Below are 16210 nucleotides of genomic sequence, written 5' to 3'. Positions count from 1 at the left end.
TGTGAATAATCCAAGCCAAGTCATACGACAACAGATGACATTAATAAGAAACGCAGGGGTCCTTGATGACTAACACTCGTACTGTCCAAACTCCCTTCAATCGCCTTCTTCTCACCGGTGCCGCAGGTGGTTTGGGGAAGGTGCTGCGCGAAACCCTCAAGCCTTATGCCAAGGTGCTACGACTGTCTGATATAGCGCCAATGGCCTGCGCAGCCGACAGCCGTGAAGAAACCATCGTGTGTGACCTCGCCGACAAACAGGCTGTGCACCAGTTGGTCGAAGGCGTGGACGCCATCCTGCATTTTGGCGGTGTATCGGTTGAACGCTCTTTTGAAGAAATCCTCGGCCCTAACATCAGCGGCGTGTTCCATATTTACGAAGCGGCGCGTCGACACGGGGTCAAGCGTGTTGTGTTTGCCAGCTCTAACCATGTCATCGGTTTTTACCAGCAAGACCAGACACTCGATGCCCGCTCCCCTCGCCGCCCTGACGGTTACTACGGGCTGTCGAAGTCGTATGGCGAAGACATGGCGACCTTTTATTTCGACCGTTATGGCATCGAAACCGTCAGCATCCGCATCGGCTCTTCTTTCCCCGAACCGCAAAACCGCCGAATGATGCACACCTGGCTGAGCTTTGCCGACCTCACGCAGTTGCTCGAACGCGCGCTCTACACGCCGAATGTCGGGCATACCGTGGTCTATGGCGCCTCGAACAATTTGAACGTGTGGTGGGACAACCGCTATGCGGCGCACTTGGGTTTCGCCCCCAAGGACACCTCAGAGATTTACCGCGACAAGGTTGAAGCCCAACCTATGCCGCCCGCCGATGACCCCAGCAGAATTTATCAAGGCGGTGCCTTTGTGGCAGCCGGCCCCTTTGGCGACGAATAAGAACAATAACGACAGGGGTCAAGCCGCATGACTGCCGAACTGATTCTCGACGCACGCAATGCCACGGGTGAAAGCCCGGTCTGGAGTGTTGCCGAACAAGCGCTGTACTGGGTTGATATCCCGGCCCGGCGTCTGCACCGCTGGCAGGCCGCCGATGGCTTCAGCCAAAGCTGGGAAGCCCCGCAAATGCTCGCGTGTATCGCCAGAGGCAGCGACGGCCACTGGATTGGCGCAATGGAAAGCGGCGTGTTCACCCTCACGCCCCAGGCCGATGGCCGCCTGAGCACACGCCTGTTAAGCAGCGTGAACCACGCCCAAGCGGGCATGCGCTTCAATGATGGCCGCTGTGATCGCCAGGGCCGCTTCTGGGCCGGCACCATGCTGCTGGACATGGCCGCTGGGGTGCCCGCCGGTGCGATGTATCGCTATGAAGCCGGGCAACACGAACCTCTAAAACCGCAGATGACCGGGTTTATCGTGCCTAACGGCCTGGCGTTCAGCCCGGACGGCCTAACGATGTACCTCTCGGACTCGCACCCGGACGTGCAAAAGATCTGGGCCTTCGATTACGACATCGACACGGCCACCCCACACAACCGCCGCCTGTTTGTCGACATGACACAACATCCCGGCCGACCTGACGGCGCCGCTGTCGACGCCGACGGCTGCTACTGGATTTGCGGCAACGATGCCGGGTTGATTCACCGGTTTACCCCCGAAGGCACACTTGACCGCTCGCTGGCCGTCCCGGTCAAGAAGCCTGCGATGTGCGCCTTTGGCGGCGCGAATCTGGACACCCTGTTCGTCACCTCGATTCGCCCGGCTGGCGACCTCAGTGACCAACCTTTGGCGGGCGGCGTGTTTGCCCTTAACCCTGGCGTTAAAGGGCTGGCGGAGCCCGCGTACACAAGCTGACTGTTTAATCCTGCTGATCCAGAACCTTTAAATAACAAAAACAATATGTGGAGTGACCCATGGATTTCAAACGCACCTTACTCATCGCTGCATTGCCGCTTGCCTTCTGCCTCTCGGGCGTAGCCCAGGCCGAAATCAAGATCAAATTCGCTGAAGTTCACCCGGTCGGCTATCCGCCGGTAGTGGCTGAACAAGAGATGGGCAAAAAGCTGGCGGCGCAAAGCAACGGCGACATTTCGTTCAAGATGTTTGCCGGTGGCGTGCTCGGTTCCGAGAAAGAAGTGGTTGAACAGTTGCAGTCTGGCGCCGTGCAAATGACCCGTGTCAGCCTCGGCATCTTGGGCCCGGTGGTGCCGGAAACCAATGCCTTCAACCTGCCTTTCGTGTTCCGCGATCAAGCGCACATGCGCAAAATCATCGACGGCGAAATCGGCCAGGAGATGCTCGACAAAATCACCAACTCCGACTTCAACATGGTCGCTCTGGCGTGGATGGACGGCGGGACCCGCAACCTCTACACCAAAAAACCCGTGCGTGAGATTGCCGACCTCAAAGGCATGAAGATCCGCGTGCAAGGCAACCCGGTGTTTATCGACACCATCAATGACATGGGCGGTAACGGCATTGCCATGGCCACCGGCGAGATCTTCAGCGCCCTGCAGACGGGCGTGATTGATGGCGCCGAAAACAACCCGCCGACGTTCCTTGAACACAACCACTACCAGAACGCCAAGTACTTCACCTGGACTGACCATTTGATCCTGCCGGAACCCATCGTGATTGCCAAAACCACGTGGAACAAGCTCAACCCTGAGCAACAGGCACTGGTGCAGAAACTGGCCCGTGAAGCGCAAATGGAAGAACGCGTGATCTGGGATAAAAAGTCGGCCGAGAGCGAAGCCAAACTCAAAACCGCCGGTGTGGAGTTCATCACCCTCACCCCGGACCAGAAAAAAGCCTTCTACGACGCCACCCAACCGGTTCGTGACAAATACGGCGCCAACTACAAAGAGCTGATCTCGCGTATCGAAGCTGTTCAGTAAGCCTGTCCGATAACGCCGCGGTGGCGGGCGCCAGCCCGTTCACCGCCACAGGGGTGAGCCTCCATGAAAAATGCCGTGCTGCGTTTTAACGACTTTCTGTACAGGGTCTGTATTGCGATCGCCGGGTTGTCGGTGTTGACCATGACCCTGATCATCCCTTGGGGCATCTTCGCCCGCTACGTGCTGGGCTCAGGGTCCAGCTGGCCAGAACCCACCGCCATTTTGTTGATGGTGGTGTTTACCTTCTTCGGTGCGGCAGCCAGCTATCGCGCAGGCGCACACATGGCCGTGGCCATGGCGGTTGAGCGCATGCCGCTGCACGTGCGTAAACCGGTGGCGGTGCTGGTACAGATCCTGATGGTCATCGTCTGCCTGTTCATGGCGGTCAAGGGCTTCAAACTCTGCGCCACCACCTGGAACCAATTTCTCGGCGAAATGCCGTCCATGCGGGTGGGTATTTCGTATCTGCCCATCCCTATCGGCGGCTTGATCACGCTGATCTTTGTCCTGGAAAAGCTCTTCCTGGGCGACCAGAGCCACCGCCGTGTTGTGCGGTTCGACATCGTAGAAGCCAGCGAAGAGGCCGTATAAATGGACGCTTTGGTACTGTTGGGCAGCTTTGTTGCGCTGATTCTGATTGGCATGCCGGTGGCTTACGCGCTGGGCCTGTCGGCGTTGATCGGCGCCTGGTGGATTGAAATTCCGTTCGACGCGCTGATGATTCAAGTGGCCGGCGGCGTGAACAAATTCTCGCTGCTGGCGATCCCGTTCTTCGTTCTGGCGGGCGCGATCATGGCCGAAGGCGGCATGTCGCGCCGGCTGGTCGCCTTCGCCGGGGTACTGGTGGGCTTTGTGCGCGGCGGCCTGTCGCTGGTCAACATCGTGGCCTCGACCTTCTTTGGCGCCATCTCGGGCTCGTCGGTGGCCGACACCGCCTCGGTGGGGTCGGTGCTGATCCCGGAAATGGAGCGTGCGGGCTACCCTCGCGAGTTCTCTACGGCGGTGACGGTCAGCGGCTCGGTACAGGCCCTGCTCACCCCGCCGAGCCACAACTCGGTGCTGTACTCGCTGGCGGCCGGTGGCACGGTTTCAATTGCTTCGCTGTTTATGGCCGGGATCATGCCGGGGCTGTTGCTCAGTGCGGTGATGATGGGCCTGTGCATGATCTTTGCGCGCAAGCGCAACTACCCCAAGGGCGAAGTGATCCCGCTGAAAAAGGCCCTGAAAATCGCCGGTGACGCGCTGTGGGGGCTGATGGCCATGGTCATCATCCTGGGCGGTATTTTGTCGGGGATTTTTACGGCCACCGAGTCGGCGGCCATTGCGGTGTTGTGGTCGTTCTTCGTGACCATGTTTATCTACCGCGACTACAAGTGGCGCGACCTGCCCAAGTTGATGCACCGGGCGGTACGGACGATTTCGATCGTGATGATCCTGATCGGTTTTGCCGCCAGCTTCGGTTACATCCTGACGCTGATGGAAATCCCGATGAAAATCACCACGGCGTTCCTGACGCTGTCGGATAACCGTTACGTGATCCTGATGTGCATCAACGTCATGTTGCTGCTGCTGGGCACGGTGATGGACATGGCGCCGCTGATTTTGATCCTGACGCCGATTTTGCTGCCGGTGATCATCGGTATCGGCGTTGATCCGGTGCACTTCGGCATGATCATGCTGGTGAACCTGGGCATCGGGCTGATTACCCCGCCGGTAGGTGCCGTGCTGTTTGTCGGCGCGGCGGTGGGCAAAGTCACGATTGAAAGCACCGTTAAAGCTCTGCTGCCGTTCTACCTGGCGTTGTTCGGCGTGCTGATGCTGGTGACCTACGTACCGGCCATCTCGCTGTGGCTGCCAAGCCTGGTGTTGTAACCCTCCCCTCTGTAGGAGCGAGCTTGTCTCGCGATCTTTTGAGCCTTTAAAAGATCGCGAGGCAAGCTCGCTCCTACAGTGCGTATTTATCCAGCCAAGGAGGCTGGTTGCTTATGTCTGCTCCTGCTCTGTTTCCCCGTCATGTTGCGGTGTTGATTCTGGTGCTGCTGGCCTGTGCCTTTGCCGGAAACCATATCGCTGCGCGTATTGCTTTCGATCACGATACCGGCCTGTTGCTGGCGATTCTGTGCCGCGCCGGAGTCACCTTGCTGGTGCTGACGGCCTTGGTGGTCTGGCAACGCGAACGACCTCGATTGACGGCTGCAAACTGGCGCTGGCAACTGTTGCTCGGCCTGCTGATTGCGGCGCAAAGTTTTTTTCTTTATTCAGCAGTGGCGCGCATACCCGTCGCGCTGGCGTTGTTGATCGGCAATATGGCGCCGATTCTGCTGGTGCTGCTGACATGGGCGCTGGGCGGCGCTGCGCCCACCCGCCGCGCAGCTCTGCTGATGGGCCTGATCATGTGCGGCCTGGTGTTTGCGCTGGACGTGCCCGAGCGTCTGGCCAATCAGGGCAGCACCGAGGCGCAATGGCTGGAGGGCATTATGTTTGGCTTTGGTGCCGCTTCGGTGTTCGCCTGTGCGCTGTGGATCACCGATCACAAATTGTCGAGCCTGCGCGGCAGCGTACGCAGCATGCTGACCATGTTGATTGTGTTCAGCGCCGCCACACTGGCCGGGATCAGCGGCGTGTTGCCCGACGGCGTGTCGTTGCCCAGCTCGTCCACCGGCTGGACAGCCCTCGCCTGCCTGGTCACCTTGTATGGCTTCGGGTTCTGCTTGCTGTTTATCTGCATGACGCGTTTGAACATGGCGCAAAACGCCCCGGTGATGAACGTTGAGCCCGTGGCGAGCCTGCTGTTTGGCTGGCTGATCCTGGACCAGGTGCTCAGCAATGGCCAGGTAATCGGCGGGCTGATTGTGGTCGCCGGGATCGTCATGCTGGCCTTGCAGCGCACGGCGCGTTAAGCCAGGTACGGGTTTTTAGATCCAGATCAATAAGTGCGCCCAAAGGCTCGTCTACCATCGCGCCTTTTTGCGAAAGACCCGACCATGCGCCTTGCTCCACCCGAACTCCTCGCCCCTGCGGGCACCCTGAAAAACATGCGCTACGCCTTCGCCTATGGCGCGGACGCGGTTTACGCCGGCCAGCCGCGCTACAGCTTGCGGGTGCGCAACAACGAGTTTGACCACGACAACCTGGCCATCGGCATTCGCGAGGCTCAGGCCCAAGGCAAACGCTTTTACGTGGTGGTCAACATCGCCCCGCACAACGCCAAGCTGCGCACCTTCCTCAAGGACCTGGAGCCGGTGATAGCCATGGGGCCGGATGCGCTGATCATGTCCGACCCCGGGCTGATCATGCTGGTGCGCCAGCACTTCGCGCAGATGCCGATTCACTTGTCGGTGCAGGCCAACACGGTGAACTGGGCCAGTGTCGAGTTCTGGCGCCAGCAAGGCTTGAGCCGGATCATCCTGTCCCGCGAGCTGTCGCTGGAAGAGATCGAAGAAATCCGTCAGCAGGTGCCGGACATGGAGCTTGAGATTTTCGTCCATGGTGCGTTGTGCATGGCCTACTCCGGCCGCTGCCTGCTGTCCGGCTACATGAACAAGCGCGACGCCAATCAAGGCAGTTGCACCAACGCGTGTCGCTGGAAGTACGAAGCCAAGCCCGCCACAGAAAACGAATTGGGCAATGTGGTGAAAGTGGTTGAGCCGACCCTCGGTCTGGGCGCGCCGACCGACGAAGTGTTTGTGCTGCACGAAAGCAACCGCCCGGACGAACCCATGTCGGCATTCGAGGACGAGCACGGCACCTACATCATGAACTCCAAAGACCTGCGCGCGGTACAACACGTAGCACGGCTGACAGAGATGGGCGTGCATTCACTGAAGATTGAGGGGCGTACCAAGTCGCACTTTTACTGTGCGCGGGCGACGCAGGTCTATCGCAAGGCGATTGATGATGCGGTGGCCGGCCGTGAGTTCGACCGCAACTTGATGAATGATCTGGAGTCATTGGCGCAGCGCGGCTACACCGAAGGCTTTTTGCGTCGGCATGTGCATGACGAGTACCAGAATTATCTGCACGGCAGTTCTCTGTCACACCGCCAGCAGTTTGTCGGTGAATTGACCGGCGAGCGACGCAAAGGTCTCGCGGAAGTCAAAGTCAAAAACCGTTTTGCCTTGGGCGATCACCTGGAGTTGATGACTCCACGCGGCAATTACCACTTTGACCTGGACCAATTGCATAACACCGCGGGGTTGCCGATCGAAGTCGCGCCGGGTGATGGGCACACAGTTTACTTGCCGATCCCCGAACAGGTGGACCTGAGCTATGCCCTGCTGATGCGTGATTTGACGGTGAGCGAGACCATAGAAAGGACACTCTAAACCTGTAGTCGCTGCCGCAGGCTGCGATCTTTTAAAGATCAAACGATCGCAGCCTACGGCAGTTCCTACAGACTATTTAGCCCTTGAACACTTCATCCAGCAGGTTGTGCATGGCGGTGAAGGCGCGGTGCGCGGTCTTGGCGTCGTACATCATTTTGCCGGGTACGTTGGCGTGCGGGTCGGTGAACGAATGCACTGCGCCGCCGTAGCTGGTCAACTGCCAGTCCACTCCGGCCGCATTCATCTCGGCTTCAAAAGCCGGCAATTGCTCATGGGGCACCAACGGGTCGGACGCGCCGTGCAATACCAAAACAGAGCCGGTGATGTTGTTGGCGTCTACCGGGTTTGGCGTATCCAGCGAGCCATGGAACGACACCGCAGCCTTGAGCGCAGCGCCATCACGGGCCAGTTCCAGCGAACAGCACCCACCAAAGCAGAAACCAAAGGTCGCCAATTGCTGGCTATCGACCTTGGCCTCAGTTTGCTCTTTGAGCACCGCGTAGGCTGCCTGCATGCGTTTGCGCAGCAAGGCACGGTCATTTTTCAGCGGCATCATGGCAGCACCGGCTTCATCACCGTTGGCGGGACGAACGCCTTGGCCGTACAGGTCCGCAATCAGCACCACATACCCTTGCTCAGCGACCTTTTTGGCGATGTCCTCGGCGCCTGCGCTGATGCCAATCCAGTTCGGTGCCATCAGCAAACCCGGCAGCGACTCTTCGCGGCTTGGGTCATATGCCAGGCGGCTTTCGTAAGCTTGGCCATCGATTTGATAGACCACAGAACTGACCGTAATTGATTTCATTAAAAACTCCCGAATTCAAAGCAAAAAAAACCCGCCGAAGCGGGTTTTTTATAGACGTGTTACACGGACAACTCAACTAACAACTTATTTAGGCGACGGACATACGCCGCCGGATCTTTGAGGCTGTCACCGGCCGCCAGGGCAGCCTGGTCGAAGAGAATGTGCGACAGGTCGTCAAAACGCTCTTCGCTCTGCTCCGCATCCAGTTTTTCGATCAGCGGGTGACCCGGGTTGAATTCAAAGATCGGCTTGGAGTCCGGCACTTTCTGACCGCTGGCTTCAAGGATCTGGCGCATTTGCAGGCCCAGGTCTTGTTCACCAATTGCCAGAATGGCTGGCGAGTCGGTCAGACGGTGCGACACACGCACTTCGCTGACGCTTTCACCCAGCGCGGTCTTGATGCGCTCAACCAGACCTTCTTTGGCCTTGGCCACTTCTTCTGCGGCTTTTTTGTCCTCTTCGGAGTCCAGGTTGCCCAGATCGAGGTCACCGCGCGCCACGTCAACAAAGCTCTTGCCGTCGAATTCGGTCAGGTAGCTCATCAGCCACTCGTCGATACGGTCGGTCAGCAGCAGCACTTCGATGCCTTTCTTGCGGAAGACTTCCAGGTGCGGGCTGTTTTTGACCTGAGCGTAAGTTTCGCCGGTCAGGTAGTAGATCTTGTCCTGGCCTTCTTTGGCACGTGCCAGGTACTCGGCCAGAGAAACCGTTTGCTCGCCATCATCACCGTGGGTCGAGGCAAAGCGCAGCAGACCGGCGATTTTTTCTTTGTTGGCGAAATCTTCTGCCGGGCCTTCTTTGATGACCTGACCGAAGTTTTTCCAGAAGCCCTGATATTTCTCTGGCTCGTTCTTCGCCAGTTTTTCCAGCATGTCCAGAACACGCTTGGTCAGCGCCGACTTCATGGAGTCGATGATCGGATCTTTCTGCAGGATTTCACGCGACACGTTCAGCGACAGGTCGTTGGAGTCAACCACACCTTTGATGAAGCGCAGGTACAGCGGCAGGAACGACTCAGCCTGATCCATCACGAATACGCGCTGTACATACAGCTTCAGGCCTTTAGGCGCTTCACGCTGGTACAGGTCGAACGGTGCACGGGCCGGGACATAGAGCAGCGAGCTGTATTCGAGCTTGCCTTCAACCTTGTTGTGGCTCCAGGCCAGCGGGTTCTCGTAGTCGTGGGCAATGTGCTTGTAGAACTCCTGGTATTCCTCGTCCTTCACTTCAGTGCGAGGACGGGTCCACAGGGCGCTGGCGCGGTTAACGGTTTCCCATTCCAGTGCCGGTGCTTCTTCACCTTCGGCCGCGGCCTGCTCTTTAGGCAGTTCGATCGGCAAGGCGATGTGGTCGGAGTATTTTTTGATGATGTTGCGCAGGCGCCAGCCATCGGCGAACTCTTCGTCGCCAGACTTGAGGTGCAGAACGATCTTGGTGCCGCGAGAGGCTTTTTCGACGTTCTCAACTTCGAACTCGCCTTCGCCTTTGGAAGACCAGTGCACGCCTTCGCTGGCAGGTGTACCGGCGCGGCGGCTATATACGTCAACTTTGTCAGCGACGATAAAGGCCGAGTAGAAGCCCACACCGAACTGACCGATGAGGTTCGAGTCTTTCTTTTGATCGCCCGACAGGTTTTTCATGAAATCGGCGGTGCCGGACTTGGCGATCGTACCCAGGTGGGCGATCACGTCGTCACGGTTCATGCCAATACCGTTGTCTTCGAGGGTGACGGTTTTAGCGTCCTTGTCGAAGCTCACACGGATTTTAAGTTCGTCGCCGCCCTCCAACAGTTCTGGTTTGGACAGCGCTTCAAAACGTAATTTGTCGACAGCATCAGAGGCGTTCGAGATCAATTCGCGAAGGAAGATTTCCTTGTTGGAATACAGCGAATGGATCATGAGGTGCAACAGTTGCTTGACCTCGGTCTGGAAGCCCAGGGTTTCCTTTTGAGTTTCCACGCTCATTGTTATCAAACTCCGATTAGATGGCATGAGCCACGCCCAAGAGGGTTAGCGGCGGGATGTGATGAAAGTTGGGGCCTGAACTCTGGATTTCAAGGCCTGATACTTTTTACCAATAGATTCTGTGCAGTCGGCACTACTTATATATCTGCAGGGTGATGGAACTTAAGTACCGCGGGCTGGCTCAAACGCCCCGTAGAACTACTCACAAGGAGAAACATCCCATGCGTAATACCGTTGCTGTTGCCTTGATGCTGGCCGCTTCCCTGGGCCTTGCTGCTTGCGATAAAAAATCCGAAGACAAAGCCCAGGACGCTAATCAGCACGCAGAACAAGCTCAACAAAAAATGTCTGAAGCGCAAGACAAGGTAAACGACGCTGCCAAAGAGAACGCTGAGGCGGCTAAAGCCCAAGCTGAATCCAATGAAGCAGCAGCAAAAGAAGCCGCTCAGGATGCTCCAGCGGCTGAAAGCAAGTAATTCGCTGTAGCTGACCTTGTAGGAGCGAGCTTGCCTCGCGATCTTTTGATCTTTTAAAAGATCGCGAGGCAAGCTCGCTCTTACAGGCAAGCGCCATAAAAAAAGCCCTGTATCTCATCGATACAGGGCTTTTTTATTGACACCGTGGGCGCGCTTTTGGCGGGCAGTGTCGTCAGGCAATGGCTTCTTGCGACTTGCCCAGCAGGCGGTCGTAAATGAACGCACCGACCAGAACGATCAGCGACGGCACCAGCCAGGCCAGGCCTTGCTCGCTGAACGGCATGTGAGTCAGCCAGTTCGGCAAGCCATCTGCCAGGCCAGCGCCTTTCAGGGCATCGACCACGCCAAAAATGAACGACGCCAGCATCACCGGACCGACGATACGCGTCTGCTCATTCCAGAAGCCTTTGCAGAAACTCAAGGCCACCAGCACGATGCACGGCGGGTAAATGGCGGTCAGTACCGGTATGGAAAAGGCGATCAACTTGGTCAGACCCAGGTTGGACACCACCAGCGAGAACACAGCAAGGATAATCACCAGTGTCTTGTAGGACAGCGGCAAGATCTTGCTGAAGTACTCGGCACAGGCACAGGTCAGGCCCACCGCTGTTACCAGGCATGCCAATGCAATCAACACCGCCAGGAAACCACTGCCGAGCGAACCAAAGGTGTGCTGAACATAGGCGTGCAACACCGCAGCCCCGTTGGTTGCACCGATAGCCACTTCATGGCTGCCGGAGCCCAGACGGAACAGGCTGAGGTACACCAATGTCAGACCGACACCTGCCACCAGGCCAGCAATGATCGCGTAGCGGGTGATCAGTTTCGGCGACTCGACACCACGGGAACGGATCGCGTTAACGATCACGATGCCGAAGACGAGCGCGCCCAACGTGTCCATGGTCAGGTAACCCTGGATAAACCCTTGAGAGAACGGCGCAGCCTCATAGACCGGGGTCGCGCTACCGATATCACCGGCAGGCAAGGCAAACGCGGCGATACCGAGAATGGCCAGGGCGATGATTTTGAGCGGAGCCAGGAAACGCCCTACCGTGTCCAGCAAACGACCTGGATACAGCGAAACGAAGAACACGATCAAGAAGTACACGGAGCTGTACAGGAATAGCGCCAACGGGCTTTCACCGGTCAGGGGAGCCAGACCCACTTCGAACGACACGGTTGCCGTACGCGGTGTGGCGAACAGCGGACCCACAGCCAGGTAGGCCGCAGCCGCGAGCAAGCCACCGGCGATTTTGCCAATCGGGCTGCTCAGTGCATCCATGCCGCCGCCAACTTTGGCCAGGGCGACAACAGTGACAACCGGCAAACCCACAGCCGTAATCAAAAAGCCCAGCGCGGCGATCCAGACATTAGGCCCGGATTGCAAACCAACGATTGGCGGGAAAATGATATTGCCAGCCCCAACGAACAGGGCAAAGGTCATAAACCCAAGTGCCAGAATGTCCTGGCCTTTCAAAACTTTCATTACGGAAGTACCACACTAGTAAATCGGGATTTAGAGGGGAATTTCCCGTGCGGATATGGGAAATGTTGTCAGTCTGAATAAGACCGACCCGTCTAGCGCGTGGCTTCCTTGTGGGACGCACACGCAGAAAAGCAGAATGGCGGCAAGATTACCGAGTTTTTAAGATGAACGCACTGTTGCAGGGCGTTCTGTCCGATGAACGAACGCAGTTGTCGCCTGGATGACATCGAAATTTAAACTGGTGTGATTTTCCTACGTGAGCATTCCCACATCGCTGTAGGAGCGAGCTTGTCTCGCGATCTTTTGATCTTGGTCTAAGAGCCCCCTCACCCTAGCCCTCTCCCGAAGGAGAGGGAACCGATTGGGGGATGCTCAAGATACTCGGCGGCCTGTTTGCTGCGCGACAGCGCGGCGTCGAAGACGGGGCGGCCACTCCTATAGGGGATTTGGTTATCCCAGAATGCACAAAGGCCACCCGAAGGTGGCCTTTGCCTGGTGTAGCAATCAGTTAAGCGCGTGGCTTACTTGACAGCCCAACCGGTCAGCTCGGCCAAGGCCTTGCCGATGTCTGCCAGCGAACGCACGGTTTTTACGCCTGCGTCTTGCAGAGCAGCAAACTTCTCGTCTGCAGTGCCCTTGCCGCCAGAGATGATTGCGCCAGCATGGCCCATGCGCTTGCCTGGAGGGGCAGTCACACCAGCGATGTAGGAAACAACTGGCTTGGTCACGTGTGCCTTGATGTAGGCAGCCGCTTCTTCTTCAGCCGAACCGCCGATCTCACCGATCATGACGATCGCTTCGGTCTTCGGGTCTTCCTGGAACAGTTTCAGGATGTCGATGAAGTTCGAGCCAGGGATCGGGTCACCACCGATACCTACACACGTCGACTGACCGAAACCGGCGTCAGTGGTTTGCTTCACAGCTTCGTAAGTCAGGGTGCCGGAACGCGACACGATGCCTACTTTGCCTGGCAAGTGAATGTGACCTGGCATGATGCCGATCTTGCACTCGCCCGGAGTGATCACGCCTGGGCAGTTAGGGCCGATCAGGGTAACACCCAGCTCGTCGCACTTAACTTTAGCGTCCAGCATGTCCAGGGTAGGAATGCCTTCGGTGATGCACACGATCAGCTTGATGCCGCCGAACGCTGCTTCAAGGATGGAGTCCTTGCAGAAAGGAGCCGGAACGTAGATCACGCTGGCGGTGGCGCCAGTGGCAGCTACGGCGTCTTTCACGGTGTTGAACACTGGCAGACCCAGGTGCTCGGTGCCGCCTTTGCCCGGAGTTACGCCGCCAACCATCTTGGTGCCGTACTCGATGGCTTGCTGGGTGTGGAAGCTACCTTGCGAACCAGTGATGCCCTGGCAGATAACTTTGGTGTCTTTATTGATCAGGACGCTCATTACTTGCCCTCCGCAGCTTTAACAACTTGTTGAGCAGCGTCGGTCAAGCTGGTAGCAGCGATGATGTTCAGGCCGCTGTCTGCCAGTACTTTAGCGCCCAGTTCAGCGTTGTTGCCTTCAAGGCGCACAACCACCGGGATTTTCACGCCGACTTCTTTCACTGCGCCGATGATGCCTTCAGCAATCATGTCGCAACGAACGATGCCGCCGAAAATGTTAACCAGTACTGCCGCGACATTGCTGTCGGACAGGATGATTTTGAACGCTTCAGTTACGCGTTCTTTGGTTGCGCCGCCACCTACGTCGAGGAAGTTGGCTGGCTTGCCGCCGTGCAGGTTAACGATGTCCATGGTACCCATGGCCAGACCGGCACCGTTTACCATGCAGCCGATGTTGCCTTCCAGCGCTACGTAGTTCAGTTCGAACTGGGCAGCGTGCGCTTCGCGCGGATCGTCTTGCGACGGATCGTGGAAAGTTTTCAGCTTGGGCTGACGGTACATGGCGTTTGCGTCGATGTTGATTTTTGCATCGAGGCAGTGCAGGTCGCCGTCAGTCTTGATAACCAGCGGGTTCACTTCCAGCAGGGCCAGATCGTGATCCTTGAACAGTTTGGCCAGACCTACGAAGATCTTGGCGAACTGAGCAACTTGCTTGCCTTCCAGACCCAGCTGGAATGCCAACTCGCGACCCTGGAATGGCTGAGCGCCAACCAGTGGATCGATGGTTGCTTTGAGAATTTTTTCTGGAGTGTCGTGTGCGATCTTCTCGATGTCCACGCCACCTTCGGTGGAAGCCATGAACACGATACGACGGCTGGAACGGTCAACGACAGCGCCCAGGTACAGCTCTTTAGCGATATCAGTGCACGATTCAACCAGGATTTTGGTGACCGGCTGACCATTGGCGTCAGTTTGGTAAGTCACCAGACGCTTGCCCAGCCACTGCTGAGCAAATGCTTTAGCGTCTTCTTTGTTGCGAACCAGCTTAACGCCGCCCGCTTTGCCGCGACCGCCTGCGTGAACCTGGGCTTTTACAACCCATTCGGTTCCGCCAATTTTGTCGCAAGCTTCAGCCGCTGCTTCCGGGGTGTCTACTGCATAACCCTTGGATACTGGCAGGCCGTACTCAGCGAACAGCTGCTTACCCTGATACTCGTGAAGATTCATGCTTTTTACCGTCTTCGTTAGGTACTGCGCATTCGGCGCTGCACTTTTATTAGTGCCGCACCACCTGTGACTGCTGCTTGTGCTGCTTTAGCAAACCCGGCCATTGCGTGAGCAAAGGCCGGGCCTGGATAAAACAAGACAAGACTGCGTCCGGCGGAAGTTCCGCGGTGAGGCTTGCTAGCAAGGCTCACGACGGGCAAACCGCCGTGGTTTCTTATTGTCTGGTCTTAACGTTTCTTACGGTTGGCAATGTGGATGGCGCCGCCATTCACTGCCAGCGCTGCTTCATGCAACGCTTCGGACAGGGTTGGATGGGAGAAAACCATCATGCCCAGATCCTCGGCACTGGTGCCGAATTCCATACCGATTGCGCCCTGCTGTACCAGCTCTGCTGCGCTCGGGCCAATCACGTGGACGCCCAGTACGCGGTCAGTTTTGGCATCAGCAATGACTTTAACAAAGCCACCGGTGTCGTTTGCTGCCATGGCACGGCCACTGGCTGCGAACGGGAAGGTGCCGACGTTAACTTCAACGCCTTCAGCTTTCAAGGCCTGTTCGGTTTTACCTACCCATGCGATCTCCGGGTGAGTGTAAATAACCGATGGAATCAGGTCGTAGTTCATCTCGGTCTTGTGACCTTTGATGCGCTCAACCACCATGATGCCTTCTTCAGAAGCCTTGTGTGCCAGCATCATGCCGCGAACCACGTCACCGATGGCGTAAACGCCCGGTACGCTGGTAGCGCAATGATCGTCAACAAACACGAAACCGCGCTCGTCGATGGTCACGCCGCTGTCAGCTGCCAGCAGTTCGGTAGTCACAGGGCGACGACCTACCGCTACGATCAGCTTGTCGAAGGTGATGGTCTGTTCGCCGTTGGCGTCGGTGTAGGTCACAACGACTTCGTCGCCGTTTACCTTGGAACCGGTCACGCGAGCGCCCAGCTTGATGTCCAGACCTTGTTTGGTCAGGGTTTTGTAGGCTTCTTTGGACACAGCAGCGTCAGCCGCCATCAGGAACGTGTCCAGTGCTTCCAGAACCGTTACCTGAGCGCCCAGACGGGACCATACCGAACCCAGTTCCAGACCGATAACGCCAGCGCCGATAACGCCCAGACGCTTAGGTACGGCCTGGAATTCCAGTGCGCCGGTCGAATCAACGATCACGTTGTTATCAACTGGAGCTGGCGGAATGTCGATAGGACGCGAACCGGAAGCCAGAATCACGTTCTCGGCTTCGATGATTTCAACGCTGCCATCTGGCTTGGTCAGCTCAACGCGCTTGCCGGCCAGCAGTTTGCCGTGGCCTTGCAGGGAGGTAACACCGTTGGCTTTGAACAGGGTCGCAACGCCGGAGGTCAGGCCTTTAACGATGTTGGCTTTACGGCCAACCATCGCTGGCACGTCCATGTTCACTTCACCGGTGGTGATGCCGTGGATAGCAAATGCATCCTTGGCTTCGTGATACTTCCAGGAGCTGTCCAGCAGCGCCTTGGATGGAATGCAACCAACGTTCAGGCAAGTACCGCCCAATGCCAGTTTGCCTTCTTTGTCGGTGTATTTTTCGATGCATGCAGTCGAAAGGCCCAGTTGCGCGGCCTTGATCGCGGCAACGTAGCCGCCAGGGCCCGCACCAATCACTACAACGTCAAATTTCTGAGACATGGGAATAGATCCTCTATTAGCTACAAGCTTCAAGCTCGGAACTTCAAGCTGCAAGCCAAGCTGCGTTACA

Annotated in this window: 14 protein-coding genes; 8 read left to right on the top strand and 6 right to left on the bottom strand. The window is 57.3% G+C overall.

The window, feature by feature from the left end; all coding sequences use genetic code 11:
* The first annotated feature begins 65 nt into the window (after positions 1–65).
* The 7 genes from ACJJU9_RS07975 to yegQ all read left to right on the top strand — a co-directional run bounded on the left by ACJJU9_RS07975 (position 66) and on the right by yegQ (position 7176).
* A complete protein-coding gene (locus tag ACJJU9_RS07975) occupies positions 66–893 on the top strand; it encodes an NAD(P)-dependent oxidoreductase (protein ID WP_048387725.1) in 828 nt (275 codons plus the stop codon).
* A 27-nt stretch (positions 894–920) separates the two neighbouring features.
* On the top strand, positions 921–1808 hold the full coding sequence (locus tag ACJJU9_RS07970; RefSeq protein WP_048387723.1) for a glucurono-1,5-lactonase: 888 nt from the start codon (positions 921–923) through the stop codon (positions 1806–1808).
* Between the two features lie 59 nt (positions 1809–1867).
* Entirely contained in the window at positions 1868–2851 is a 984-nt protein-coding gene (locus tag ACJJU9_RS07965; RefSeq protein ID WP_048368564.1) for a TRAP transporter substrate-binding protein, read from the top strand.
* A 63-nt stretch (positions 2852–2914) separates the two neighbouring features.
* Positions 2915–3442 (top strand): TRAP transporter small permease, encoded by a 528-nt coding sequence (locus tag ACJJU9_RS07960; protein WP_048387721.1) that lies wholly within the window; start codon positions 2915–2917, stop codon positions 3440–3442.
* Positions 3443–4723, top strand: coding sequence for a TRAP transporter large permease (locus ACJJU9_RS07955; RefSeq protein WP_048368566.1), 1281 nt, complete (start codon positions 3443–3445; stop codon positions 4721–4723).
* Positions 4724–4836: 113 nt separating this feature from the next.
* Complete coding sequence (locus ACJJU9_RS07950) at positions 4837–5751, top strand: EamA family transporter (protein WP_407730407.1); 915 nt, start codon at positions 4837–4839, stop codon at positions 5749–5751.
* A gap of 84 nt (positions 5752–5835) precedes the next feature.
* Positions 5836–7176 carry a tRNA 5-hydroxyuridine modification protein YegQ gene (yegQ, locus tag ACJJU9_RS07945; RefSeq protein ID WP_407730406.1) on the top strand — a complete coding sequence of 447 codons (1341 nt, stop codon included), beginning with the start codon at positions 5836–5838 and terminating at the stop codon, positions 7174–7176.
* Between the two features lie 76 nt (positions 7177–7252).
* Here the strand turns inward: yegQ and ACJJU9_RS07940 are convergent, their stop codons facing one another.
* Together ACJJU9_RS07940 and htpG are read right to left on the bottom strand one after the other, a co-directional pair.
* Positions 7253–7981 (bottom strand): dienelactone hydrolase family protein, encoded by a 729-nt coding sequence (locus ACJJU9_RS07940; protein WP_407730405.1) that lies wholly within the window; start codon positions 7979–7981, stop codon positions 7253–7255.
* Positions 7982–8040: 59 nt separating this feature from the next.
* Positions 8041–9945 carry a molecular chaperone HtpG gene (htpG, locus tag ACJJU9_RS07935; RefSeq protein ID WP_048368570.1) on the bottom strand — a complete coding sequence of 635 codons (1905 nt, stop codon included), beginning with the start codon at positions 9943–9945 and terminating at the stop codon, positions 8041–8043.
* A gap of 221 nt (positions 9946–10166) precedes the next feature.
* On the opposite strand from htpG, the gene ACJJU9_RS07930 reads away from it, so the two are divergent.
* Positions 10167–10421 carry a hypothetical protein gene (locus ACJJU9_RS07930; protein ID WP_048391680.1) on the top strand — a complete coding sequence of 85 codons (255 nt, stop codon included), beginning with the start codon at positions 10167–10169 and terminating at the stop codon, positions 10419–10421.
* Positions 10422–10593: 172 nt separating this feature from the next.
* Here the strand turns inward: ACJJU9_RS07930 and brnQ are convergent, their stop codons facing one another.
* The 4 genes from brnQ to lpdA all read right to left on the bottom strand — a co-directional run bounded on the left by brnQ (position 10594) and on the right by lpdA (position 16140).
* The gene (gene brnQ / locus ACJJU9_RS07925) at positions 10594–11907 is read right to left on the bottom strand and encodes a branched-chain amino acid transport system II carrier protein (protein WP_048391678.1); all 1314 of its coding nucleotides are present in this window, start codon (positions 11905–11907) and stop codon (positions 10594–10596) included.
* A 521-nt stretch (positions 11908–12428) separates the two neighbouring features.
* The gene (gene sucD / locus ACJJU9_RS07920) at positions 12429–13310 is read right to left on the bottom strand and encodes a succinate--CoA ligase subunit alpha (RefSeq protein ID WP_003223019.1); all 882 of its coding nucleotides are present in this window, start codon (positions 13308–13310) and stop codon (positions 12429–12431) included.
* Complete coding sequence (gene sucC / locus ACJJU9_RS07915; protein ID WP_048368573.1) at positions 13310–14476, bottom strand: ADP-forming succinate--CoA ligase subunit beta; 1167 nt, start codon at positions 14474–14476, stop codon at positions 13310–13312. The genes sucD and sucC overlap by 1 nt, the downstream gene beginning before the upstream one ends.
* Before the next feature lie 227 nt (positions 14477–14703).
* Entirely contained in the window at positions 14704–16140 is a 1437-nt protein-coding gene (lpdA, locus tag ACJJU9_RS07910; RefSeq protein ID WP_048368574.1) for a dihydrolipoyl dehydrogenase, read from the bottom strand.
* Between the last annotated feature and the right edge of the window lie 70 nt (positions 16141–16210).

Origin of the sequence: Pseudomonas helleri (genome assembly GCF_045830615.1) — a bacterium.
Classification (GTDB): domain Bacteria; phylum Pseudomonadota; class Gammaproteobacteria; order Pseudomonadales; family Pseudomonadaceae; genus Aquipseudomonas; species Aquipseudomonas helleri.
The sequence above is the reverse complement of the archived record's forward strand: the minus strand, read 5'-3'. Positions and strand labels throughout refer to the sequence as shown.